Origin of the sequence: Streptococcus sp. HMSC064H09 (genome assembly GCF_001812625.1) — a bacterium.
GTDB lineage: Bacteria > Bacillota > Bacilli > Lactobacillales > Streptococcaceae > Streptococcus.
In genome coordinates this window covers 32,779-56,198 of the sequence record NZ_KV809625.1, presented here as the reverse complement: position 1 = coordinate 56,198, position 23,420 = coordinate 32,779, and the positions used below count along the sequence as shown (strand labels likewise).

Below are 23,420 nucleotides of genomic sequence, written 5' to 3'. Positions count from 1 at the left end.
CAAAAGTTGCCTTCATTCTACACCCAGAAAAGCTAGCTGTCTAATAGAAATTTTTTATCAATGTGATAGGGAGGGCTTATAAAAAGGACCTTTCGGTCCCTTTCTATTTCTTCACAATAGGTGCTACGCTTGCTAAGACTTTTTTAAGTCCAACTTCTGGGAATTTTATCTTAAGTTCCTGTGTCTTGCCACTTCCAGTGACTTCTAGGACGGTACCATCTCCCCATTTCTTGTGGTGAGCGATATCTCCGATTTCCCAATCAGTAGCTGAGTTGCCTGAGTCTGAAGCCTTACCAAAAGGTAGTCCCCCAGTGGCTTTTGAAAATGGCTGAGCACCAGTATGTCTTTGCGGCTGTGCATTTGCTTTTCTAGTCTGAAGCGCTTGTTGTAAACTCATGCCCTGACCAAATTGTGTAGGCTCTTCCTTTGTAAAACGAACACCAAATGATGAATTGGCTGGACGTGCTAGACCTTGATATTGTAATAAATCATCTGAAATTTCACGTAAGAAACGGCTAGGACGATTATAGCTAGTCTTACCAAAAAGCGTACGCGTATTAGCGTTGGTAAGGAAGAGAATCTCTTCCGCCCGAGTGATACCTACGTAAGCCAAACGACGCTCTTCTTCGAGTTCATCTGGCTCTTCTGAGGCACGTGACAAAGGGAAGACTCCCTCTTCCATACCAATTAGGAAGACAACTGGGAATTCAAGCCCTTTGGCAGCATGGAGAGTCATCAAGGTTACCTCTGCTGCTTCCATATCACCATCGTCCGTATCAGCAATTAAAGCTAAATCGTTTAAGAAACGGCCTAAACGATCAATACCTGTCTCGTCTTCCGTACCATCGGTGTTGGTTTCGTCAAAATTCTTAGTAACAGACATGAATTCTTCGATATTTTCAATGCGCGCTTGACTTTCAAGTGTTTGTTGCATCGAAAGAGCATCCAGATAACCAGACTTATCCAAAACAGCCTCTACAGCTTCAGTGATGCTTAGCCCATCTAGCTGGTCGCGTAGGTTCAGAATCATGTTAGCAAAATTGTAAACGCCCTGAGCTACTTTCCCCTTAATAGGAGACAAGATAATATTAGCTGAAGCATCTAGGAGGCTCATGTTTTGCTCATAGGCAAAGTTACGAATCTTTTCTAGTGTCCCAGGCCCAACTCCACGTTTAGGTTCATTAACGACACGTTCAAAGCTAATATTATCAGCAGGATTGGCAATCAAGTTCAAGTAAGAAATGACATCACGAATTTCTTTACGGCTATAGAACTTTGTTCCTCCAACCATGGTATATGGAATATTAGACTTGAGTAAAGCTTCTTCAATGGTACGAGACTGAGCATTGGTACGGTAAAGTACAGCGAAATCCTTGAAGTTCTTACCTTCTTCACGAATAATGTTATCAATAGTTGAAGCAACAAAAACAGCTTCATCACGCTCGTCATTAGCACGGTAATAAACAATTTGTTCACCGTCATCATTTTGAGTCCAAAGTTTCTTAGGACGGCGGTTACGGTTGTTCTTGATAACTTCGTTGGCTGCTTGGAGTATTTTCTTGGTTGAACGGTAGTTTTCCTCCAAGAGGACAACCCTAGCTTCAGGATAGTCCTTCTCAAAATCAAGGATGTTCTGCATGTCAGCCCCACGCCAACCGTAGATTGATTGGTCAGCATCACCCACGACACAGATATTCTTGAAGCGAGATGCTAAGAGTTTTACCAACTGATACTGAGCATGGTTGGTATCTTGATATTCATCCACGTGAATATACTGATAACGCTGCTGATAATAAGCGAGCACATCGGGATTTTTGTCAAAGAGACGCAGAGTCATCATAATCAAATCGTCGAAATCCATGGCTTCACTACGACGGAGCTCTTCCTGATAGGCTTTGTAACATTTAGCAACGATTTGAGTATACATGTCACCAGCTTGGTGCTCATAAGCCACTTCATCCAAGAGGTCATTTTTTGCGTTGGAAATCGTCCCTAAGATGGCACGTTCATTCCACTTCTTAGGATCAAGATTAAGATTCTTGAGAATACGTTTCATCAAAGTACGTTGTTCACCAGGATCCACGATAGTAAAGTTTCGATTGTAGCCAATATGGTCCGCTTCACGACGAAGGATTCGCACGCACATACTATGGAAGGTCGCAATCAAGGTTTCTGAAGTTGCTGGGTTTAAAGCCATAGCACGCTCACGCATCTCACGAGCTGCCTTATTGGTAAAGGTAATGGCCAAAATATTCCAAGGATTGATCATTTTTTCGTCGATAAGGTAGGCAATTCGGTGGGTAAGTACACGTGTCTTCCCTGATCCTGCACCTGCCATAATCAACAAAGGACCTTCAGTCGTTTGGACGGCTTCGGCCTGTTTGTCATTCATACCAGTTAATAATGGGTTCATCATATTCTCCATTCTCAAAAATAAGCTCTACTATTTTATCATTTTTTGGATGAAAATGCAGACTCTATTCATAATGAGTGTGAAATAACTTTAGCAAATAATCGTTTGTTTTTATTGGGAGGTTGTTTGCTTAAAATGATTGTTATTCCAAACTTTTCTAGATTTTGGTGAAAGGCATTCTTAAGTGTAATATTCGGTTTTTTATAGTTTTGATGAAAATTAGTGTTGACACTGTTCGGTTTTTTCGATAAGATAGAACCACAATAAAATAAGAACCGAGTGATGTCATCAGGAAGACTGGTGATTGACGGACTTCTGGAGAGATCTTGAAGCAGCCTTAGCTGTAAACAAGACACCGAAGGGGCAAGGGGTAACAACCGAAACTCTCAGGTAAAAGGACAGAAAGCATCGCAAGTTTTTAACTTGTATTAATAGCTTTGTATTCTCAGAGGTCTGGTTAAGCCAAACCTCTTTTTTGACGTCTCGGTTAAAGGAGATTGTTACATTCATGTTAGACTTTTTTACTACAATTGATGATTTTGTCTGGGGTCCACCCCTTTTGGTCCTTCTTGTAGGAACTGGGATTTACCTTACGCTTCGTCTTGGACTTTTGCAAGTTCTTCGTCTTCCTAAAGCTTTTAAACTTATCTTTGCTGAAGATAAAGGGGAAGGTGATATTTCTAGTTTTGCAGCCCTTGCGACAGCTCTTGCTGCAACTGTTGGTACAGGTAACATTGTTGGGGTAGCTACAGCCATCAAAACTGGTGGACCTGGTGCCCTTTTCTGGATGTGGATTGCCGCTTTCTTTGGTATGGCAACCAAATATTCCGAAGGTCTTTTGGCTATTAAATTCCGTACACTTGACGACCAAGGTAATGTTTCTGGTGGTCCAATGTATTACATCACACATGGTTTCTCTGGAAAATGGCAAATAATTGCTAAACCTTTGGCCTACTTCTTTGCCTTTGCAGGTGTGCTTGTTGCATGGTTGGGGATTGGTACTTTCTCTCAAGTTAACTCAATCACCGCCTCACTTCAAAACAGCTTTGACTGGTCACCAAAAATCGTAAGTATCTTACTTGCTCTTATAACTGCTGCCATCATTTTTGGTGGTATCCAATCTATCTCTAAAGTTTCTGAAAAGGTAGTACCATTTATGGCTGGACTTTATATCCTAGCAGCTCTTGTGGTTATCTTTACAAACTTTAATCAACTTTTACCAGTTCTTGAAATGGTCTTCCAATCTGCCTTTACTGGGAAAGCAGCCGTAGGTGGTTTTGCTGGTGCAACAGTCATGGTCGCTATGCGACTTGGTATTGCGCGTGGTGTCTTCTCAAATGAGTCAGGTCTTGGATCAGCTCCTATCGCTGCCGCTGCCGCTAAGACCGAAGAACCTGTTGAACAAGGTTTGATTTCGATGACAGGTACTTTCATTGATACGATTATCATCTGTACGCTTACAGGTCTTGCTATCCTTGTAACTGGTCAATGGTCAGGTAGCCTAGAAGGTGCCCCAATGACACAAGCCGCCTTCTCTTCTGTTTTTGGTACATTTGGTGAAATTGCCTTAACACTTTCTTTGGTTCTCTTTGCCTTTACAACAATCTTGGGTTGGTCTTACTACGGTGAACGTTGTTTCGAATTCATTTTCAAATCAACTAAATTCCTTCCACTCTACCGCCTCATTTTTGTGGTTATGGTTGCTCTTGGTGGTTACCTCACACTTGATGTTGTTTGGAAAATTGCGGATATCGTAAACGGCTTGATGGCATTGCCTAACTTGATTGCCCTCCTAGTCCTTTCACCAATCATCATTAAAGAAACCAAATTATACTTTGAACGTCATAAATAAAGAAAAGAGCTCAGGCTCTTTTTTCTTTGCATTGTCAGCACCAATCCTTGCGACTACTGCTCTTTTGCGTTACAATGAAATTAAATCATTTTAAAACTTATACAGAAAAAATCCAAAGGAATAACTATGTCAATTACCAAAGAATTTGATACGATTACTGCCATTTCAACGCCCTTAGGTGAAGGTGCTATCGGTATCGTCCGCTTATCTGGAACCGATGCTATCGCCATTGCTAATAAAGTTTTCAAAGGAAAAAATCTAGAATCAGTTACTTCACATACTATCAATTACGGCCATATTGTTGAAAATGAAGAAACCATTGATGAAGTCATGGTAAGTGTTATGCGTGCACCAAAGACCTTTACGCGTGAGGATGTCGTGGAGATCAACACTCACGGTGGGGTTGCTGTGACTAATGAAATCCTCCAACTCCTTATTCGTTCTGGAGCTCGTATGGCTGAGCCTGGAGAATTCACCAAACGTGCCTTTTTGAATGGTCGTGTGGACTTGACTCAGGCCGAAGCTGTTATGGATTTGATTCGTGCTAAAACTGATAAGGCTATGGCCGTTGCCGTCTCTCAACTTGATGGGTCGCTCAAGGATCTCATTAACAACACTCGCCAAGAAATCCTTAACACCTTGGCTCAAGTCGAAGTTAATATTGATTACCCAGAATATGATGATGTTGAAGAAGTCACCACAGCTCTTGTCCGTGAAAAAACGCAAGAGTTCCAAGCACTTTTAGAAAATCTTCTTGCCACTGCTAAACGAGGAAAAATCCTACGAGAAGGCCTTTCAACGGCAATCATTGGTCGTCCAAATGTCGGAAAATCTAGTCTTCTTAACAATCTCCTACGCGAGGAGAAAGCTATCGTTACGGATATTGAAGGTACCACCCGTGATGTCATTGAAGAATACGTTAATATTAAGGGTGTTCCACTTAAGTTAATCGATACTGCTGGTATTCGAGACACAGATGATGTGGTTGAAAAGATTGGTGTTGAGCGTTCCAAGAAAGCTCTCGAAGAGGCTGACCTGGTTCTCCTTGTGCTTAATAGCTCCGAACCGTTAACAGAGCAAGACCGTACATTACTAGAAATCAGTCAAAATAGCAATCGAATCATTCTTCTAAATAAGACAGACCTACCACAAGCAATCCAAATGGAAGAACTTCCCGAAGATGTCATTCCAATTTCAGTCCTCAAGAATGAAAATATTGACAAAATCGAAGATCGCATCAATCAGCTCTTCTTTGATAATGCTGGCCAAGTGGAGAAAGATGCTACTTATCTCTCAAATGCTCGTCACATTTCACTCATTGAAAAAGCCCTCGAAAGTCTTGAAGCAGTCAATCAAGGTCTTGAATTAGGCATGCCTGTTGACCTCTTACAGGTTGATATGACACGTACCTGGGAAGTTTTAGGAGAAATTACTGGTGACGCTGCCCCAGATGAACTCATTACACAACTCTTTAGTCAGTTCTGTCTAGGAAAATAAACATAACTAAATTTATGTAAAAAAGATGCTTAGTCATCTTTTTATTTTGTATACATAAATACAGAAATAAAATTATGTAAATCAAAAAACTACCAATACTATAAGACGATTAACTCATGCTTTTTAAGAAAGAAAATGCTATCATGGTATTATCCTATGATTTTGAAAGGTTAATCATGAGTCAAGCAGCTACTGATACTGATTTTAAACATTTGATAGATTTTGATGATAACCTGCTTCCTTTTCGACTGGAGGAAACTATGGTCGAAAATGGACGCCCTGATATTTTATTTCATTGGCATCCTGAGCTTGAAATACAGTACGTTTATGAGGGGACAGCTCGCTATCATATTGATTATGACTATTTTGACAGTCAGGCTGGAGATATTTTTTTGATATGTCCTAATGAGCTTCATTCGATTCATCCCATAGATAATCAGTCTCATCATACTGATACTCTTCATTTTCATTTGGATATGTTGGGACAGTCTCTGGTGGATCTGCTTAGTCTCCGTTATCTTCAGCCCTTACAGAATTCCAATTTTAAGTTTAAACAATGTCTAAGACCGTCAGACGAGGGTTATACAGAAATTAAAGCTCTTCTTTTTGAGATTTTTAAGATGATTCGTCAGAAAGATCGTCACTATGAACTTCTTCTCAAGTCAAAACTAGAGGAATTAATCTATCTCTTCTACTTCTATCGCTTGGTAGAGCGAAAGACTTCTGATGATCATTATCGTAAGAATGAAAAAATTCGGGAAATTATTGATTACATTAACCAGCATTATGCCGAAAATCTCACTATTGATAAGTTGTCATTGCTTATGGGGTATAGTAAGACTCACTTTATGACGATTTTTAAGCAACAAACTGGTACCTCTTGTACCGAATTTATCATTCAAGCAAGACTTAATGCTGCTTGTGAAGAGCTCCGTAATAGTGTTAAACCAGTTTTGGAAATTGCTACTGATGTTGGTTTTAACAATTTATCAAATTTCAACCGTCAATTTAAACACTATTACGACCAAACACCAAGTCAGTATCGAAAAACACATAGCAACAACAAGAAAACAAAAAAGAGTTAGCCAAATGGTTAACTCTTTTTTTATCTGCAAACTTCTTAGTATTTCTCTTTACCTTTGTGTTTTCCACTAAGTCCAAAGAGAGTTAGCAACATACCAAGTCCGAGGAGTCCAGCGTGTGAGGCCTTGTCACCTGTTGTAGGAAGAACTTCAGTTTGAGCAGAAGCTTCTGCCACTTTTTCTGTTTCTTTAAGTGCTTCGTTTCTTGTTGAAACGAAGAATACTTTACCATTAGGTGTCGTTACTACTTTAGATACAACTGGTTTAGTTGTTTTAAGGTCTTCAGCAACGCTAGATGGCGTAACAGGACTCAATGGATTAAGTGTAGGGTCTTCTGCATTTTCTTTTTTGTTCAAGGCAGCAAAATCAGCACTCGAAATAGAAATGGTACGTGAGTTTGGATTGATAACTGCATACTTAGATAGGTCTGCATGTGTCAAGTAATCCGCAAAGACGGTATCCATTGAAGGACCTTCTTCACGAGGACCACCAAGCATTGTGTAGCCATCACCACCAGCAGCTAAGAAGTCATTCGTTACAAGGTAGTAAGTTTCATTAGTGTTGAGTGGTTTATAGGTACCAGTTTCTGGATCAAAAATGTCAATTGATAAGATACGTTTTTCTGCTGGAAGTGTTGTGTCATAATAAACACGAGCTCCTGATACTTGAAGGAAACCGCCAGATGGTTCAAGAAGAGGTTGACCATTTTCATCTAGAACAGTTTTACCACTTTCGTCAACTTGGAGAATAGAACCAAGAGATTTGACAAACATATCATGGATATTTTGACCTGTCACTTGAATTTGAGCAACTGAGTTACCAAATGGAAGAACGGCAATGATATCACCTTTAGTGATTGGTTTGTCTTTGGCAATTGTTTCACGAAGACCACCACCGTTTGTTACGGCAAGGTTAGACTTGTGTGTGAAGGCTGATTGTCCGTAATCTAGGAGAGAATCAGCGACAACATTACCAAGGTTAGTTTCGCGAACACGAACATCCATACGGTCACCACTAAGTTTAACTGGACTATTTTCGATAACTACTTTCGAAGAATCTGCCTTGTACTTAGCTTGGATGTCATCAATCATAGTTTTAACTGTTGGGTTAACTTGATAATTCTTCTTAGCTTCGTCGTGTGAAATCACGCCATGTGACAAGATACGGTCAGAATTATAAACGACGCGGCCGACATTGTTAAGGTAGCTACCAGTTTGGTTGTAAGTGACATTATCGCCGTATGTCGCTGTGTGAAGAGTGTGTGAGTGACCATCAAGGACAAGAACACGTTTTCCTTTCAAAGGTGCATAGTTTGAAAGAGCTTCTGCCAATGTTGATCCACGCCATTCAACTGGAGTTGTTGTATCTATACCCAAGTGACTAAGGACAATATAAGTCTTGTATTCCTTACCTTCAGCACGAGCATTTGATTCCACTTGGTCAACAACAGCTTTAACCTCAGTAATAGGATCGGTGAAAGAGACACCAGTGATATTACGTGGGTGTGTCTTAGTAGCTGTCTCAGGTGTAGTAACACCAATAACAACTACTTCATCACCATCAACACCAGGTGTTTTGTCAACGATTGTAGATGGTTGGAAAAGACGTACGCCGTCCACATAAACGTTAGATGTGATGATTGGGAAATTGATTTGTTTGCTCAAACGACGCAATTGGTCAAGACCAAAATCGAACTCATGGTTACCCACTGTCATGGCATCAAAACCAACAGCATTCATGACGCTTGCCATGTCCTCACCCTTAGAGCTGTTTGAGATTGGAAGACCTTGGAATGAGTCCCCAGAGTCAAAGACAAGGGTTGTTCCTTTTGAACGAGAATCATTGACGATACCAGACAAAAGGGCATCACCAATAACTCCGTTACGATCATCTTCAACCATACGACCATGAACATCGTTGGTGTGAAGAACAGTTACAGTGTCGTTGCTGGCACTTGTGCTAGCATTTGTCACGACTTCTGTTGTAGGAGTTGCGGCTGCAGTTGCTGTTTCACTGGCTGTGGCAACTGGTGTTTCGCTTGTTTCAGCTGTTGAAGCAGTAACAACTGATGTTGAACTAGCTACTGGAGCTGCAGACTCACTTGTTGCAGTAGATATCGCATTGGTAGTTGCCTCTGTAGCTACTACTGCAGTGCTTGGTGCTGTTACAGCTGCATGAGTTTCTACCTCGTCAGCTTGGACAGCATTAGCCAAGATGGCAGTTGAGACGAGTAGGGTTGATAGTGTCGTTGCAACGACTGTTTTCTTCTTCATTCCAAAAGACCTTTCTGATTTTTAAACCGCTTTTATTATACCACATTTATAAGATTAGAATTAAATAAATTTCAATATTTTATTAGATATTCAAACAATTTTTTCAAAAATCAATAGGTAGCTAAACGTTTTTCAAGATAGCCTTGAAACATTTCGAGAATAAAGCTCAAAGTCCAGTAAATGAGGGCGATTAGGATATACATAGACATGTAGTCATACTCACGCCCACCGATAATCTTAGCATTTTGGAAAATGTCAGGCACTGTAATCATAGCAGCCAATGAGGAACTCTTAACCATATCAATAATAACATTACCAAGAGGAGCTACTGCTATACGCATAGCCTGAGGTAAGATAATCCGACGGATAATAGATTTCTGAGGAAGACCAAGAGAGCGAGCTGCTTCCCACTGCCCCTTATCTACAGCAACTATGGATGAACGGAAAATCTCTGCCATATAAGCGGCACTAACACAGGAGAAGCCAATAAAGGCACAAAGAAGGGCAGGTAGCTGAACACCAACATAAGGCAAACCAAAGTAAAGAATGAAGAGCACGACCAACATAGGAACCCCACGCATGATGGAAATATAAATGCGGGCTGGATACTTTAACCAAGGCTTTTGAGACATTCGCATAAAGGCAAGGATGATAGCAAAAACATTCCCAACCATAAAGCTTAAAAGCGAGATTCCTAAGGTATAAGGCAGACCTGATAGGACATAAGGAATGCTTTTTAGAATCAGTGAAAAATCAATAATCATAAGTCTAACTTTCTAAACATTTCTTTAGCAAATAAGCGATCCAATTGGATCGCTTATATTATTCAACATCAGAGATATCAATCTCAGTATAGTCAACTTTTGTTTTCTTTGTAACATCTTGACCAGCAAAGAATTTCTCTGAAATCTTGGTAAGGGTACCATCTTTCTTCATGTCTTTGATGGCTTTGTTGACCTTTTCTTGAAGGGTTTTATTCTTCAATGAGAAGGTAAAGCTTGTTGAGTAAGGGTTACTGTAGATACCGTCATTAATCTTAACTGGGTACTTGTCTTTGATAGCGGCTACTGCCATCTTTTGCAAATAGTAATCGTTGACGATAACGTCTGTACGCCCATTTACCAAGTCTTGCATGTAAACGTCATTGGTAACATTATCATATACGACGAGTTCAGCACCCATTTTTTTGGCAATCTTCATGTACTTTGTACTTGCAGCACCGGCTGCCTTTTTGCCTTTGAGATCCTTCCATGAAGAGATTCCAGAATTATCCGATTCACGAACGACCATTGAAGTGAAGGAATACTTGTATGGTTCAGAACGTAAGAATTTTTTAACATTCTTGTTGTCGTCTTCGAGTGAGTAGTTAGCGATATCGACTTGCCCACTATTTACAGCAGTAAGCATGCCATCTACACCCATCTCAGTGAATTCAATTTTCAATTTAAGACGTTTTCCAACTTCTTTGAGAATCTCAACGTCATAACCAGTCAAATTATTCTTATCATCGTGATAGGTTTGTGGGTAAAGTGTTCCAGCAGTCGCAACCTTGATGCTACCACGTTTCTCAATCTTTTCCCAGTTCTTCTCACCTGTACTTTGTGACGAGCAGGCAACCAAAAAGACCGCAGCCAAAATTAAGCTAAAAACGGCGAAAAATCTCTTTTTCATCTATGTGTGTCTCCTTAAAACAAATAATAAAGTTAAGTTAAAAACTTATAATTTTAGACTACACTATTTGAAAGGGTTTTACAAAAAATTGAACCGAGAATGAGTATAGCTAGCTAAAAACCGAACCTTCTTCCATTTGTTGGGCCAAGTGTAAGAGGAGGTCTTCTCTTCCCTTGGCGGCTGTCAGTTGAACACCAAGGGACAGCCCTTGCCCATCACGATAGACAGGTAAAGAAATCGATGGTTGTCCCGTCAGGTTAGCTTGTTGGGTGAAAGGCGTCCAATCTAAACTATCCGCAAACATATCCCAAATAAGTTCTTGTTGCTTTGGCCAATCAAACTCAGACATATGCTTGAGTTGGTTCTGTAGGCTTTCAGAGAGGGCAAACTGCCCATGCTTAGGTGCCACATCCGCAACTGTAGGAGTCAGAAGAATATCGTAAGACTCATGAAAATTCGCCATCTGATGGCTATACTGGTCCCACTGAGTTAGGACTTTAGAGTAAACTTTGGCAGGAATCTTTTGCCCAGATTGGAAAATGGCCCAAGTCATCAACTCCATATCTTCAAGCGTCATCTGACGTCCCAGACCAGCCTCTATACCATCAAACATGGTAGCCGTCTCAACACTATTCATGATGTAGTAAGACTGCATAGCTTCAATCCCATTCAAGGGCTGATAGGTGATTTCATGGACATGATGTCCTAGACTTTCTAATGCTCTAGCAGCCTTTTTTGTCGCCGCAATAGCAGATTCTGATACCTTACCACCAATAGGAGAGACAGTAGAAAAAGCAATCTTCAGAGGTTGAACTGGTTTATCTAAAGAATCTTTGTCAAGTTTGGGCAAGATAAAGGGACTTTCCATCTGACACGTCTGCATATGATAAAGCAAGCATTTTGTATCTCGAACAGACTTAGTCAAAGCAAACTGGACAGAGGCTCCCTGCCATCCACGAAACGAACCAGGACCGACAGGAATTCGTCCTCTGGTAGGCTTGAGACCGATTAGGCCGTTAAAGGAAGCTGGAATTCGAATAGAGCCCCCACCGTCACTAGCTGGGGCCAAAGGAGAAATGCCAGAGCTCACAATAGCAGCCGCACCGCCACTTGAGCCACCAGCATTACGCCTCACATCATCAGGTAGATTGACAGGACCATGAATCTGAGCATCACTGATATTTTTGAAGCCAAACTCAGGAGTGCTAGAACGTCCTAAAATAATAAAGCCCAATTCCTCAAGTTTCTTAACATAATTATCCGTTTCCTTAGCCCGATAACTTGTAAATAGGCGAGAACCCGCTGTTGACGGCTCACCAGCTTGCTCCTGACCTAAATCCTTTAGGAAAATTGGGACACCAGCAAAAGGTTTATCTGAAAAGTCTCTAGTTTCTGCTTCTTCTAAAGCTTTCTCGTAACGTTGACTGACGATAGCATTGATTTTAGTATTCGTCCTTTCCGCTTCACTTATAGTATCCTTTACTAGTTCTCGGGGACTGACCGTCTTATTTCGCACGGCCTCAGCCATTGCCGTTGCATCTGACCACTCATTTACTGACATCTTATATTCTCCCTGCTTCTATTACTTCCTAAATTATACTAAAAAAAACGAAACGCCTGAAACGTTCCGCCTTCAATCATGATATTTAGTCTTGCCAAGTTTCTTGGTTTTCTTTAAATTTTTTCAAGAGTTGAAGTCCGTCTGCTGTGATGTAGCCTTGCACTTTAGCCACTTTGATCAACTCAGTGTAGTTTGAAAGAGTGACCAATTTCACGCCAGCATCAGCGAAGTTTTTCTCAGCTTTTGGCAATTCGTAAGTGAAGATAGCCACAACACCGATAACATCAGCCCCTTCACGCTCTGCAGCTGCTACAGCATCAAGTACTGATCCACCAGTTGAAATCAAGTCTTCAACAACAACCATTTTTTCGCCTTTAACCACACGACCTTCGATTTGGTTACCAGCACCGTGATCTTTTGGTTTGCTACGGATATAGGCAAATGGAAGGTTCATCTTGTCAGCGATGATAGCACCGTGAGGAATACCAGCAGTTGCAGTACCAGCAATCACTTCTACTTCAGGAAATTCTTCCTTAATTTTTTCCACAAAACCATTTTCGATAAGTGTACGAGTTTCTGGATAAGACAAAGTAATACGATTGTCTGTGTAGATTGGTGATTTGATTCCTGATGCCCATGTAAATGGTTCTTCAGGTTTAAGGTAAACAGCCTTGATATCAAGCAAGTCAGATGCGATTTGTGATGCTAATGTCATAATTATTATCCTCCGTAAAGCGTTTTCTACTCTTTATTATAACCTAATTCGGTCTATTTTCCTATGAAATAAGGTCTTTTTGAAAATTTATTGACCGGTCCATTGAGCCTTGATGTCTTGATAAGCTGCTACTGGATCATCAGCTTGTGTAATTGGACGACCAACAACAATGTAATCTGAACCAATTTGGCGCGCATCGGCAGGTGTCATGACACGTTTTTGGTCACCAACTGCTGCTCCTGCTGGACGAATACCAGGTGTCAAACAAACGAAATCTTCATTTGTTGCTTCTTTGATTTTTTCTACTTCGTGTGCTGAGCAAACAACACCATCAAGGCCTGCTTCAGCAGTCTTTTTAGCATAATGAACCACTGATTCTTGAAGTGTCGTTTGGATATTTTGGAAATCATGCATTTGCTCTTCAGAGGTAGAGGTCAACTGAGTTACAGCAATCAAGATTGGACCATCACCCAAGCCTTCACGCGCAGCCTTCATCATTTCCACACCACCAGCTGCATGCACATTAGTCATATCAACGCCAAGGTTAGACAAGACACGCATAGCTGATTTCACAGTATTTGGAATATCGTGAAGCTTAAGGTCCAGGAAAACACTATGACCAAGCTCTTTAACGTAGCGTACAATCTCAGGACCAGCCGCATAGTAAAGTTCCATACCAATCTTCACATAGAGCTTTTCATCAGCAGGAAACTTAGCAAGGAAAGCCTTCACATCCTCAAAAGTCGGGAAATCAAGGGCAATAACAGGACGATTTTCTCTCATTTCTTATATCCTTTCACACAAAAAACCTCCGCCAGTCAGCGAAGGTTGCACGAAAATAGGGCAGTCCCTACCCTTTAGTGATGCCGTAGCATCTCAGTACACCTTTCTCGCCTCTCTGGACTCGATTAAAGGTTCAGTTCAATTTGTTTTATTATAGCGCTTTTATATGGGAATGTCAAAGGGGGATGACACCCAAATATCTATTCAAGCATCTTTATAAGCTCTTCATTTTGTTTGTCATAATAGTTAAAATAGCTTGAATCAATACCCAAACACTCAACAAGAAGCAATCGCAAGTTTTCAGAAAGTTGTTTTAACTTCTTACGACTTAATAATCGCGTATCAATTTCTGACAAACCGTGAGCAACTTTATTTCGTTCCCCATTCAAACTTAAAATACCATTTATCGCTGTTTGAAGCTGAGAATCATATTCATAGAACTCAAGGATATTCAAGTAAGATAATAGATTAAGTGTTGATTGTACTGAAAAAATGCGTTCTTCAGTGTCTTCAATACCCCTAGATTTTTTCATTTTCTTATCAATATCGTCTAAAATTGCCTCACAATCAGGAAAATCTGGATTAAGTTTAGGCAGATTGCCATCAAATACGATTAAGCCCTCATGATCTTTTTTGATGGTTTCTTCGATGACAAATTCAGCAAGTGATTTTGCCTTAATCAAGACATCAGCAATATGCTCACGTTCTTTTAAAACATCAATCATCAAATAGTAATTCAAAGCCTTCTTTTGGGAATCATCGAGAGGAAACGATAGGATATCTGAAAGAATCGACTGATTTTTGAATACACGTGAAAAATCGTTTAGCTTCTCACGAATATAAGCAATTCTCTTTTTAGAAAGTAATTTATTATATTCTTTTCGATTGATTATCGCTTCTGCTGCTTGATAATCAAAGGAAGCAATTAAACTTCTAAGATGACGTTTGACTAATGCTTGCGTGAACTTCTCAGATTTATCTTTAATACTTCGGTCAACAAAATCTAGACTATTATCTTGATTTTCCACAATAAGAGCATTTATCTCAGTGTTGGTCAGAGGCTTGTATTCTCTGTTTGCTCCTTTTTTAGGAGTAGCAACCTGAATAGCTTGAGTATTATAGTCATTGATACGGTTAAGGGCAAAGAGAGCCGAAATAATTTGTGGTGTACCTGATGATAAGTTTAAGATGATTTCGTCATCGTCATTAGTATACTTTTGAACAATCAGCCCCATTACTTCATACATTTTGTCGAAAAGAAAGACTTCGTCGTTATTCAAGATTGTAGAGTCAATTTCAATGATAGGGTTATAGCCTTCGATTGAGAGCAAGACCTTATTTATCAAATCTTGTTTGACCAACATTTCTTGACTATATACAAGGACAATCTTGTCAGGTCTATAATTTCTTGCGATATGAAGTAAAGCTGCATCGTGATTATTACTTATAGGACCGGTTGTTCCTACAGCTGAGATTAAAATTTTCAATTTGAATTACCTCTTTAGTTCAACTTAGTTAATAATTTCTTATTCAAATCCTGATAAAAATTAAAATCACTCTGGCTAAAATGGTATTGTTCTCTAACTAGAGTTTTTAAGGTTTTCATAGCTATCCCCAGTTGATTAACTGCATCTGAGTCCAAAGGACTTAAGCTGTGGGCAACCGTATTTCTAGAAGAATTCATCTCAATAATTGGAGCGATTGTTTTTCTAAGTTTAAATTCTCTTGTTGCTTTTAAAAGTTTACTGTAATCAAAGAGACTTAGATAATATTTCTGAATACTTTCACAATAATCATCGATTAAACCTGGGTTTCTTTTTTCAATATAGTCTTCCAAAATAAACTCAGTTAAGTTTTTTATTCGTATAAAACTTTCACTTACGTTCCCACGTTCTCTTTGCAGTTCAATAGTCAAATAGGCACTAAGAATTTTTTGTTCTTCTTCGTTAAACTTTTTATGACGCAACCCTTGCGGAACATCTTGTTTTGACAGACAGTTGACAACATCACGGATTTCTTTTCGAACACTTTTTAGATTTGGGAAATCTGATAATTGGTCTAGGATGTCTAGTGCCGCCTTATAGTCAAACTTCTCGATAAAATCTCGAGCAGTCTTCTTCAAGAGAGCCTGACTAAATTTTTCGGCATTATCTTCAATCGTTCGGTCGATAAAATTGACTTTATTATCTTCATTGACTTCGATGAGTTCATCAATGTTCTCATCATTATCATGACCGATGTTCTCGTTTGAAGCGTGTTCAGGACTCGAAACTTGAACCGCTTTGACATTGATGCCATTTAAACGGTTAATCACAAATAGAGCAGATTTGATTTGAGGTGTTGCACTAGAAAGATTTAAGATAAATTCATCTTCTGTAGTATAGTATTCTTGCAAAATATCAGAGAAACGTTGAAACATCACATCAAAAATATGAACCTCATTATCACTAATAATGGAATCATGAATTATGAGTTCAGGCTCATAATCAGGCGCAATAGAAAACAAGGCTTTTTCAATATTACCTTGTTTTTTTGCAGTATGTTCTGAAAAAATCAATATAACTTTTTCGGGACGATATTTTCTTGCAATATGAATTAAGGCGCCATCATGAAAATTTCTAAAAGGGTCTGTGTCACCTACAGCTGATATAAGTACTCTCATTTATCAATCTCCTTAATCATGAAATTAGCTTTCCCCATTTCATAAAAGGACTCGTGGTTCTTGATTAATGAATGATTACCAGATGGAATTTTAACCGTTTTAAGAGGTGCTTTTGTGAGCTTAAGAACACCTTTTTTAACCATTTTAGTTTTCATTCGACTGTATCGTCTTTGTAAAATACCATCAGCCTGCTCAAATAGAGTCTTTGTCCAAGCACCGCTCCCTGCACCTAAATAAATTGGGTATTGTAGATTGGCTTGAATCTTATCATCAGGAAATTCAGATAGGAAAAATGCTTTATAGTCTTTATAAAACGCTTGTGCCCTCTTACCTAATTCTTCAATCAATCTTCCAGCTTCATCAGTGGTTGTTGTAATCTCAAAATCAATTTTAGTTAATGGAGAAATTGATTCTCTATACAAAGGAAGTGGTTTAGCTTTGTTGGTTTTCGCTGAATAATCCCATTTCTGGACCAAGATAAGACTCTTATTATCAAAAGGCTTACTATCACTCACACGGATTGCATTAAACAAATCATCGTATTCTTTACCCTTTTTGGGTCCCCAAGGGATAAGGTTTTTATTCTCTTTGGGAAATCTTCCAAAGTCATTTACAGCATTTTCATTATTCCATTTAGGATTAGTATTCATTAAAATAGTCCGAATAGCACCTTTTAATGAGCTACCAGGAATGTAGGGATTCCCAAAAGCATCTCGAATAAACTTATTAACTTCGTTAATAGCTCCGGCTGAATTAGGGTTTCTGTCCGATTCTAAACCTGTTTCAGAGATACTATAACCTCCAAAAGAACGCTCTGCAATTCGGTTATCATTTAAGAAAGAAATAAGACGGTTATTACGTGCGTTTGGACGAGTTTGAATCAGAAATGCCTCAAACTTTTCAGCAAGCCTCTTTTCTACCATTTGATTATAGAATTTCCCCATGTCAGGAAAGTAAAACTTCTTATTTTCATAGATAAATTCTCTAGAGGTATATTTCTCTCCATTACCAATATGAACCGGAGCAAGTGTCAGGAGGCTCAATTTAAATGTTCTATAGTCATTTTTCATTTTTATACCTCCAATTTAAAGAAGAGTGGTTTAGCATAATTTAAAACAGCATGAGGGAAATTAAGTGGTCTCACATCGACAATCTGCCCTTCAAATGTTTTACTAAAAGTTGAGCCAGAAGCAAATTTGTAAAGATCTTGCTTACGATAATTCTCATTAGTAGCATGACTAAATGCAAAACCACTCGATTTAGTTAATAAGTAATGACCATGTTCCATTGCTTCTTCAAGGTCAGCATCTACAGGAAGTGCTGTCGTAAGGCTCATCACTTTATCTGAATGATTCTTAGTCAGTCTATCTGACAATTCAAGTGGGATATTTTGAATATCTAACTCAAAACGACCATAACCACTTGAACGCTTTCCACCAAGACCTGAATACTGAAGACTAGTCATCAACTCATTAAGCAAATCAGATTCGTTTGCAATGACGTAAAGCGAGGTATCGTTTGAAAATCTGGTTGTAGCAACCTGATAGAGATTGCCATCCTTATGTGGTTGATTTTTTGTCACAGTATCAATGACAGCATGCTCTTCATTTTCAAATAAATCTCCATTGAGATAATCGTCAAGATTTTCTAAAGCAAGAAATTGCAATTTCTTAGACAATTTTGCTTGACGACGAACCTCTTTGACATCAACTGATTGATCTATTTGGTCATGTTTGGGATAACCGATAGGCTTCGGCAAAAAGGGACCAAATTGAAATGGGAAGGCATCTGTGAGCGTGAAATCGTCTTGGTTGGCTTCCGCAAGAAATGCATCGAGTTTTCCCATTTTTAGGGCTTCTAGCACTAGGGCTGAGAAGATACGGTCTGCTGAGAATGTTAATTTTGAGCTATCAAGAGTGCCCGAACCAAAATGAGCATTCTGAAAGGTCATAATATACAGTTTATAGGTCATATTAGACCTCCGCAGTTAAAAGTTCATTTAATGTTTTAACATCATAATTTCCAAATACGGTAGTAGCTTTGAGGTTTACAAAAGCAACTTTACCGTAACCTCGAGATCCAGAACCACCAAGATAATCAAGTTCAAGTAGTTTTAATCCATCTCGAATTACTTTGAAATCTTCCTCGACTTGATTTTCATTCTTGTCTGTAATTTCATAAATCAACTCGAAATCAAAGGTACTGTTACGAATAGCACGTTCAATTTGTCTTGGATTGGCTTCGGCTGTAATACGGTCAATTGTATTTTCAAATTTTACTTCTGTATAACTTCTTACTCCAAGAGAGTCTAGCTCATCAGCGTTTGACAAGAAGGCATCACGAAAAATTAAGCGGCCCATTTTAAATCGTTTATCTTCACTATTTCCAAATAAACGGCTAAGAATATCACTGTCGTCGCTTGGTTTCTCAGCTACCTTTTCATTATAAACCTTGGCAAGAAGCGTTCTCATTTTTCCTTTGAGACTTGAACCAGGAATGATTGGTAGGTTAGTAATAGGATCTTTAATAACAGGCGAATCGATAGCACCGATGGCAGCAAAAGCATTACTAGCCCCAATATGAAGGCCTGTCTCTAAACGAATTTGAGCTGAAAATTTAATCTTAGCGAATGTCATTAATCTTTACCTCCATAAAACTTGAAATAGGCCACTAGTGCTTCCATATATCTACAAAATCTTTGAAGTGTCTCTCTATCTTTAATTTCCTTAAGCGCTTCAAGAATTTGGCCTTTTTCTACCAAATCCTTAACAGGGAAGAATGTCTGTCTATTAACTCTTACAGAGTTTCTTCCAGACTGATAGACGAATTGTACTCTTAAATAGGAAACATCATTTATTAATTCATCAAACTTTCTCTCTTTACTTCTATCATATAAAGAACTACATAAGGATAATAAATTTCTAATTTGTGACGTTGTTAGTAAATAATTCCCTTTATTATCCTTTTCAAGTAATGAAATAGCACGTTCTGCTTTATCTACATAATTCTCATCAGTTAAAATTGCCATGTATTAATCCTTCCTAATTTCATAAACATAGAGAAGCAAAGCTAATTCCGCCTCTTTACGGTCTGATTCATTGTTTGTATACCATTTGAAGAATAATTTCTTGAATTGTTTGAATTTATCTCTTTCTTCTTTGTCTGTTAACTCTTCCAGACGTGTCAAATAGTAAGCTAATCGGGCAACATTCATCTTTTCTTCACTCTCGTAGTTTCGAAGCAATTCAATCAATTTATAAATGAAATTCTTACCTCGTTCATCTTGGTGATTAAAGAAATAGCGAATCTGCTCTAACTTATCGTCGTAAATATTCGTGATAAACTGGTCAAATTTAAAGGTATAGTCTGTACTAAAGAGTGAAATACTATCTTTCTTATTATCATTCCCATTATCCTTAGCTGCTTCTTCTAGCTCCCCTGTTTGATGTGCCATCAAGCTAATAGGGGTCTTATCAGCAAACAGACCGATACCAGCTGAGAGTGTTAGCTTTCCATTTGTCCATATAATGAAGTTCTGACGGAGTTCAACAGTAAAGGCAATAATATCTTGCCAAGATCCAATAGCAAAAACATCGTCCCCGCCGGCATAGATGATAGAGAGCTTCTTATCACTAGCAAACTGGTTAATAAAAACCTTGAAGAAAAGACTCATGCTTCGTGAGAAAGTGGCTGAGCGTGATAGGGTACTATATTGCCCATTTCCTTGTTGGGAGAAGCCGGCCATAAAAGCAGCTCCCAAATCATCCACGTCAAGACGTACAACAGCTAAACGTTTAATACCTAATTTGTTTTCATTTTTAGATAAATCAGCATATTTATCAATAGTTGTGAATTGGTAATCTCCAACAAAAACATGGGTTGCCTTGATCGTACCAGCCTTATAGTCATTTTTGACATAGACACGGGAAAAAGATTCTTGGCTTAGCTTTTCAAATGCAACACCTTTAAGACAGGCATTCGGACCAATAGGAAGCCCTCCATTTTCAGTGATAATGAAATGATCATGGGCAATCTCTTTAGAAAATTGATACAAGCCTCGGCAAATGTCACACACTTTCTGGTCATGATAAGAAACTAAATTCTCAACGGAATGACAAATCTCACACTCTCTTTCAGAAGATTTACCACCCCTGTTCAACAACATAAGGGTTTGATAATCATACCTTGAGATTTTTTTCTCAGAAATCATGCGACTAGCCTTTTGATAGACCTGTCTATAGCTTTCAGGTGAGTTCAGTTCGCTCATGATATCCTTAGCCGCAAAGCTTCCCCAACCAAAGGCAACATATAATCTGGTTTGGAAATTTGCCAATAAAAATTGATTGAAATCTTTTTCAAATTGAACGAGTGTTTCTACCGTTTTTTCAGTATTGGCTAGGACAAAGTAAGCATGTCCTCCACCGACATAGAGCAAGTTAGCCCGATTGAGGCCAAGTTTATCAAGTAAACTATCTGCTATATACTCGCTCATAAAGTCAAGATACAAAGAACGAGCCTTCAATTGCTTAGCAGCACCACTGGTCGCTATATTATAGATGAAGTCTTGAATCCCTGATAAGTCAAAGCTAGCTAGGAGAAATGCTTCTTCCTCATAAAAAGCTGATGCTTTAGTAAACAAGTCCTCTTTATAGTTATGACGACCTTTGTCTTCCAAGTGATCATAGATGGCTAGAGCAAAAGCTGCTGTCAGACGACTATGCTCAGCAAGTGAAATATCAGCGATTTCCTTAGTATTAGTCGAAGATGGCACAAAAGAGAGGGTTGCTTCGAACAGATTTAACAAAGAATCCATTTGTGCTTGATTAAACTCAAATTCTGCCAATTCATTTTTGATACGCGTCGCAATCGCCGCATAATCACCTTTTGAGAAAGGTTCATAGGTTGCCGACGCAAAGTTAGGTTCAGATTTCAAGTTTAGAACCGTCGGTTTAAAATAGCGTTTATCCGTTTGAGCTCCAAAAACATTAAAAATATCAGCCTGGTTTGTATAGGTATCCCAAATCTTAGCTGATGCATCCTCGTCACTCTCCTCATTTGACTGTCTTCTGTCGACACCTGATGCGATGTTATCAGCGATATAAGTTATGTAAGCGAGATGGTCATTGCTAAGTTTATCACTCTGGTAGTTAGCCATGTGATATCTAATTTGATCTGAAATGACCTGATTATCAGTAATCTCATCAAACCAATCCGCGCCTACCAGGGCGTGTTTTTTTCGTTCTCCTGTCGCCCTTTGAATGACCTTACCGATATCATGCAAAAGAGCTCCGTAAAATAAATCAATCTTTTCTTTCTTCAAGCTTTATCCCTCCCATACCGAGACTCGTTTTCATGCCAAGACCTGAATATTCACCGAATGTTAGAAGCATTTTGACATAAGCTTTTAGAGTTTGAGCGCCTTGTACTTTAAAGGTTAACCTTCCTCTAAAGGCAGGAATTCTTTGCCCGTGCACCCTGAAATAACTCGTCTCCAAGCGATAATTCGTGATTGTGCTGTGTTCAGATAGGTAATCTAAGGTATCCTCTTCAATTTCAGGCTGATTTTCAACTAACCTTCCATACTTTTGCATCAAACTTTGAAAAATCAAACGCATAGACGGGAAGATGACGTAGGAACCTTGTGATTTGAAACCTGTCGGAGTCTCAAAAATGATTGAAAAATAGGTTTGATTGTCCTCGCTATTGAAAATCTCTAACAGTTTATCTGCTCCTAACTCCTGAATCTCAACTTTTTCGACACTGAGTTTAGGCAAGTCATTTAAGGACACCTCTTTTATCTTTAATAAGGTCATAAAAACCTTATCCTCGAGGTCATCTGTGAGCATATGCACAACCCACTGCGTGTCTTCTTTCCCTTGGATTACCTTGGTCGCATAGGGATTTGTTTGCTGCTGATGCAGATAATCAACATAGTCACTATCCAACTGCTCCATCAAGAAGCCATGAAATTTAACAGCTAAATCTTGTGCAGGATGGTCGATCCTTTTAAAAGTAAATACTAATTTTTTCATTCGACTCCTTCATCTTTGTATGAAAAAACCCCAAAAGCTGAAAGTACTTTTCACCTCATTGGGGCGCCCTTAATGTGCTTTTAGTCTAACACTTTCTGGAAGCGGTGTCAAGACTGTTTTCAAAATTTTCAAAAAAGTCCTCTCGCGAGGTATGTAGGGTTATATCAAATCTAAGGCAACTCCTAAACTCTACAACCTTACGTTACCGTCCCCTCTCGAGGTAGGTAGATTTTTATCAAGAACAACAATGGAAGAACAAAAAAATAATACTGTTTCCGCCCCCTCTCGAGGTAGATAGGGTTATATCAAAACATTAATGATCTTTTTGAAGCATATTTAGCAGGTTTCCGTCCCCTCTCGAGGTAGATAGGGTTATATCCGTACTTTACCAAGTACTGCACCAAGAACGAGTGAAACTCCTGCGTTTCCGTCCCCTCTCGGGGTATATAGGTTTAAAGAACTAAATAATAGGATTGATTACATTGAGTAACCGTCCCCTCTCGAGGTACATAGGTTTATATCACAGTAGCTTTAACCACTACGCCAGACAATCCACGTGTTTCCGTCCCCTCTCGAGGTGAATAGGTTTATATCTAAACAATTGGAGGTCAACGATGTTTGACAAAGATTTTGTTTCCGTCCCCTCTCGAGGTATATAGATTTATATCCCAGCAAGGAACAGTACGATAGCGTTAATGTCGGGGAGTTTCCGTCCCCTCTTGGGGTGGATAGGTTTATATCTGAACGAATTAATTAATGAAACGTTAAACGAAAAGTTACCGTCCCCTCGCGAGATGAGTGGGTTTATATCGCATTTGGCAATATCACTATTTATGCTGCATCTGTGTTTCCGTCCCCTCTCGAGGTAATTAGGTTTAT

At 39.1% G+C, this 23,420-nt stretch carries 18 protein-coding genes and 1 riboswitch; of the genes, 3 read left to right on the top strand and 15 right to left on the bottom strand.

Annotation, left to right across the window (positions count from 1 at the left end):
* Positions 1–103 precede the first annotated feature (103 nt).
* Entirely contained in the window at positions 104–2,413 is a 2,310-nt protein-coding gene (gene pcrA, locus HMPREF2867_RS09730) for a DNA helicase PcrA (protein WP_070577257.1), read from the bottom strand.
* A gap of 305 nt (positions 2,414–2,718) precedes the next feature.
* Positions 2,719–2,825: riboswitch (glycine riboswitch) on the top strand.
* Between the two features lie 96 nt (positions 2,826–2,921).
* Here pcrA and HMPREF2867_RS09725 point away from each other — a divergent pair.
* The 3 genes from HMPREF2867_RS09725 (at position 2,922) to HMPREF2867_RS09715 (ending at position 6,847) form a co-directional block, all read left to right on the top strand.
* Complete coding sequence (locus tag HMPREF2867_RS09725; RefSeq protein ID WP_070577256.1) at positions 2,922–4,265, top strand: alanine/glycine:cation symporter family protein; 1,344 nt, start codon at positions 2,922–2,924, stop codon at positions 4,263–4,265.
* Between the two features lie 126 nt (positions 4,266–4,391).
* A complete protein-coding gene (gene mnmE / locus HMPREF2867_RS09720) occupies positions 4,392–5,762 on the top strand; it encodes a tRNA uridine-5-carboxymethylaminomethyl(34) synthesis GTPase MnmE (protein WP_070577255.1) in 1,371 nt (456 codons plus the stop codon).
* Positions 5,763–5,938: 176 nt separating this feature from the next.
* Complete coding sequence (locus tag HMPREF2867_RS09715) at positions 5,939–6,847, top strand: AraC family transcriptional regulator (protein WP_070577269.1); 909 nt, start codon at positions 5,939–5,941, stop codon at positions 6,845–6,847.
* 35 nt (positions 6,848–6,882) lie between these two features.
* Here the strand turns inward: HMPREF2867_RS09715 and nt5e are convergent, their stop codons facing one another.
* The 14 genes from nt5e to cas6 all read right to left on the bottom strand — a co-directional run bounded on the left by nt5e (position 6,883) and on the right by cas6 (position 22,541).
* Positions 6,883–9,117 (bottom strand): cell surface ecto-5'-nucleotidase Nt5e, encoded by a 2,235-nt coding sequence (gene nt5e, locus HMPREF2867_RS09710; RefSeq protein WP_070577254.1) that lies wholly within the window; start codon positions 9,115–9,117, stop codon positions 6,883–6,885.
* A gap of 110 nt (positions 9,118–9,227) precedes the next feature.
* Positions 9,228–9,881 (bottom strand): amino acid ABC transporter permease, encoded by a 654-nt coding sequence (locus HMPREF2867_RS09705; RefSeq protein ID WP_070577253.1) that lies wholly within the window; start codon positions 9,879–9,881, stop codon positions 9,228–9,230.
* Positions 9,882–9,939: 58 nt separating this feature from the next.
* Positions 9,940–10,788 (bottom strand): transporter substrate-binding domain-containing protein, encoded by an 849-nt coding sequence (locus tag HMPREF2867_RS09700; RefSeq protein WP_022496381.1) that lies wholly within the window; start codon positions 10,786–10,788, stop codon positions 9,940–9,942.
* 109 nt (positions 10,789–10,897) lie between these two features.
* On the bottom strand, positions 10,898–12,349 hold the full coding sequence (locus tag HMPREF2867_RS09695) for an amidase (RefSeq protein ID WP_070577252.1): 1,452 nt from the start codon (positions 12,347–12,349) through the stop codon (positions 10,898–10,900).
* 85 nt (positions 12,350–12,434) lie between these two features.
* Complete coding sequence (gene pyrE, locus HMPREF2867_RS09690; RefSeq protein WP_004182503.1) at positions 12,435–13,064, bottom strand: orotate phosphoribosyltransferase; 630 nt, start codon at positions 13,062–13,064, stop codon at positions 12,435–12,437.
* A gap of 87 nt (positions 13,065–13,151) precedes the next feature.
* Positions 13,152–13,847, bottom strand: coding sequence for an orotidine-5'-phosphate decarboxylase (pyrF, locus tag HMPREF2867_RS09685; protein WP_037599866.1), 696 nt, complete (start codon positions 13,845–13,847; stop codon positions 13,152–13,154).
* 200 nt (positions 13,848–14,047) lie between these two features.
* Positions 14,048–15,334 (bottom strand): type III-A CRISPR-associated CARF protein Csm6, encoded by a 1,287-nt coding sequence (gene csm6, locus HMPREF2867_RS09680; protein WP_070577251.1) that lies wholly within the window; start codon positions 15,332–15,334, stop codon positions 14,048–14,050.
* 14 nt (positions 15,335–15,348) lie between these two features.
* Entirely contained in the window at positions 15,349–16,509 is a 1,161-nt protein-coding gene (gene csm6 / locus HMPREF2867_RS09675) for a type III-A CRISPR-associated CARF protein Csm6 (RefSeq protein ID WP_070577250.1), read from the bottom strand.
* Positions 16,506–17,579: a type III-A CRISPR-associated RAMP protein Csm5 gene (gene csm5 / locus HMPREF2867_RS09670; RefSeq protein ID WP_070577249.1), complete on the bottom strand. Its 1,074-nt coding sequence runs from the start codon at positions 17,577–17,579 to the stop codon at positions 16,506–16,508. The genes csm6 (HMPREF2867_RS09675) and csm5 overlap by 4 nt, the downstream gene beginning before the upstream one ends.
* Before the next feature lie 2 nt (positions 17,580–17,581).
* Positions 17,582–18,481 carry a type III-A CRISPR-associated RAMP protein Csm4 gene (gene csm4 / locus HMPREF2867_RS09665; protein ID WP_070577248.1) on the bottom strand — a complete coding sequence of 300 codons (900 nt, stop codon included), beginning with the start codon at positions 18,479–18,481 and terminating at the stop codon, positions 17,582–17,584.
* A gap of 1 nt (position 18,482) precedes the next feature.
* Positions 18,483–19,145, bottom strand: coding sequence for a type III-A CRISPR-associated RAMP protein Csm3 (csm3, locus tag HMPREF2867_RS09660; protein ID WP_070577247.1), 663 nt, complete (start codon positions 19,143–19,145; stop codon positions 18,483–18,485).
* Positions 19,145–19,537: a type III-A CRISPR-associated protein Csm2 gene (gene csm2, locus HMPREF2867_RS09655; protein ID WP_070577246.1), complete on the bottom strand. Its 393-nt coding sequence runs from the start codon at positions 19,535–19,537 to the stop codon at positions 19,145–19,147. The genes csm3 and csm2 overlap by 1 nt, the downstream gene beginning before the upstream one ends.
* A gap of 3 nt (positions 19,538–19,540) precedes the next feature.
* Entirely contained in the window at positions 19,541–21,829 is a 2,289-nt protein-coding gene (gene cas10, locus HMPREF2867_RS09650; RefSeq protein WP_070577245.1) for a type III-A CRISPR-associated protein Cas10/Csm1, read from the bottom strand.
* On the bottom strand, positions 21,810–22,541 hold the full coding sequence (cas6, locus tag HMPREF2867_RS09645; protein WP_070577244.1) for a CRISPR-associated endoribonuclease Cas6: 732 nt from the start codon (positions 22,539–22,541) through the stop codon (positions 21,810–21,812). The genes cas10 and cas6 overlap by 20 nt, the downstream gene beginning before the upstream one ends.
* Positions 22,542–23,420: the final 879 nt, after the last annotated feature.

What these genes read in the sequence shown, in the direction of transcription:
- pcrA (WP_070577257.1), bottom strand. Translation starts at nt 2,413, where the DNA reads ATGAACCCATTATTAACTGGTATGAATGACAAACAGGCCGAAGCCGTC.
- HMPREF2867_RS09725 (WP_070577256.1), top strand. Translation starts at nt 2,922, where the DNA reads ATGTTAGACTTTTTTACTACAATTGATGATTTTGTCTGGGGTCCACCC.
- mnmE (WP_070577255.1), top strand. Translation starts at nt 4,392, where the DNA reads ATGTCAATTACCAAAGAATTTGATACGATTACTGCCATTTCAACGCCC.
- HMPREF2867_RS09715 (WP_070577269.1), top strand. Translation starts at nt 5,939, where the DNA reads ATGAGTCAAGCAGCTACTGATACTGATTTTAAACATTTGATAGATTTT.
- nt5e (WP_070577254.1), bottom strand. Translation starts at nt 9,117, where the DNA reads ATGAAGAAGAAAACAGTCGTTGCAACGACACTATCAACCCTACTCGTC.
- HMPREF2867_RS09705 (WP_070577253.1), bottom strand. Translation starts at nt 9,881, where the DNA reads ATGATTATTGATTTTTCACTGATTCTAAAAAGCATTCCTTATGTCCTA.
- HMPREF2867_RS09700 (WP_022496381.1), bottom strand. Translation starts at nt 10,788, where the DNA reads ATGAAAAAGAGATTTTTCGCCGTTTTTAGCTTAATTTTGGCTGCGGTC.
- HMPREF2867_RS09695 (WP_070577252.1), bottom strand. Translation starts at nt 12,349, where the DNA reads ATGTCAGTAAATGAGTGGTCAGATGCAACGGCAATGGCTGAGGCCGTG.
- pyrE (WP_004182503.1), bottom strand. Translation starts at nt 13,064, where the DNA reads ATGACATTAGCATCACAAATCGCATCTGACTTGCTTGATATCAAGGCT.
- pyrF (WP_037599866.1), bottom strand. Translation starts at nt 13,847, where the DNA reads ATGAGAGAAAATCGTCCTGTTATTGCCCTTGATTTCCCGACTTTTGAG.
- csm6 (WP_070577250.1), bottom strand. Translation starts at nt 16,509, where the DNA reads ATGAGAGTACTTATATCAGCTGTAGGTGACACAGACCCTTTTAGAAAT.
- csm5 (WP_070577249.1), bottom strand. Translation starts at nt 17,579, where the DNA reads ATGAAAAATGACTATAGAACATTTAAATTGAGCCTCCTGACACTTGCT.
- csm4 (WP_070577248.1), bottom strand. Translation starts at nt 18,481, where the DNA reads ATGACCTATAAACTGTATATTATGACCTTTCAGAATGCTCATTTTGGT.
- csm3 (WP_070577247.1), bottom strand. Translation starts at nt 19,145, where the DNA reads ATGACATTCGCTAAGATTAAATTTTCAGCTCAAATTCGTTTAGAGACA.
- csm2 (WP_070577246.1), bottom strand. Translation starts at nt 19,537, where the DNA reads ATGGCAATTTTAACTGATGAGAATTATGTAGATAAAGCAGAACGTGCT.
- cas6 (WP_070577244.1), bottom strand. Translation starts at nt 22,541, where the DNA reads ATGAAAAAATTAGTATTTACTTTTAAAAGGATCGACCATCCTGCACAA.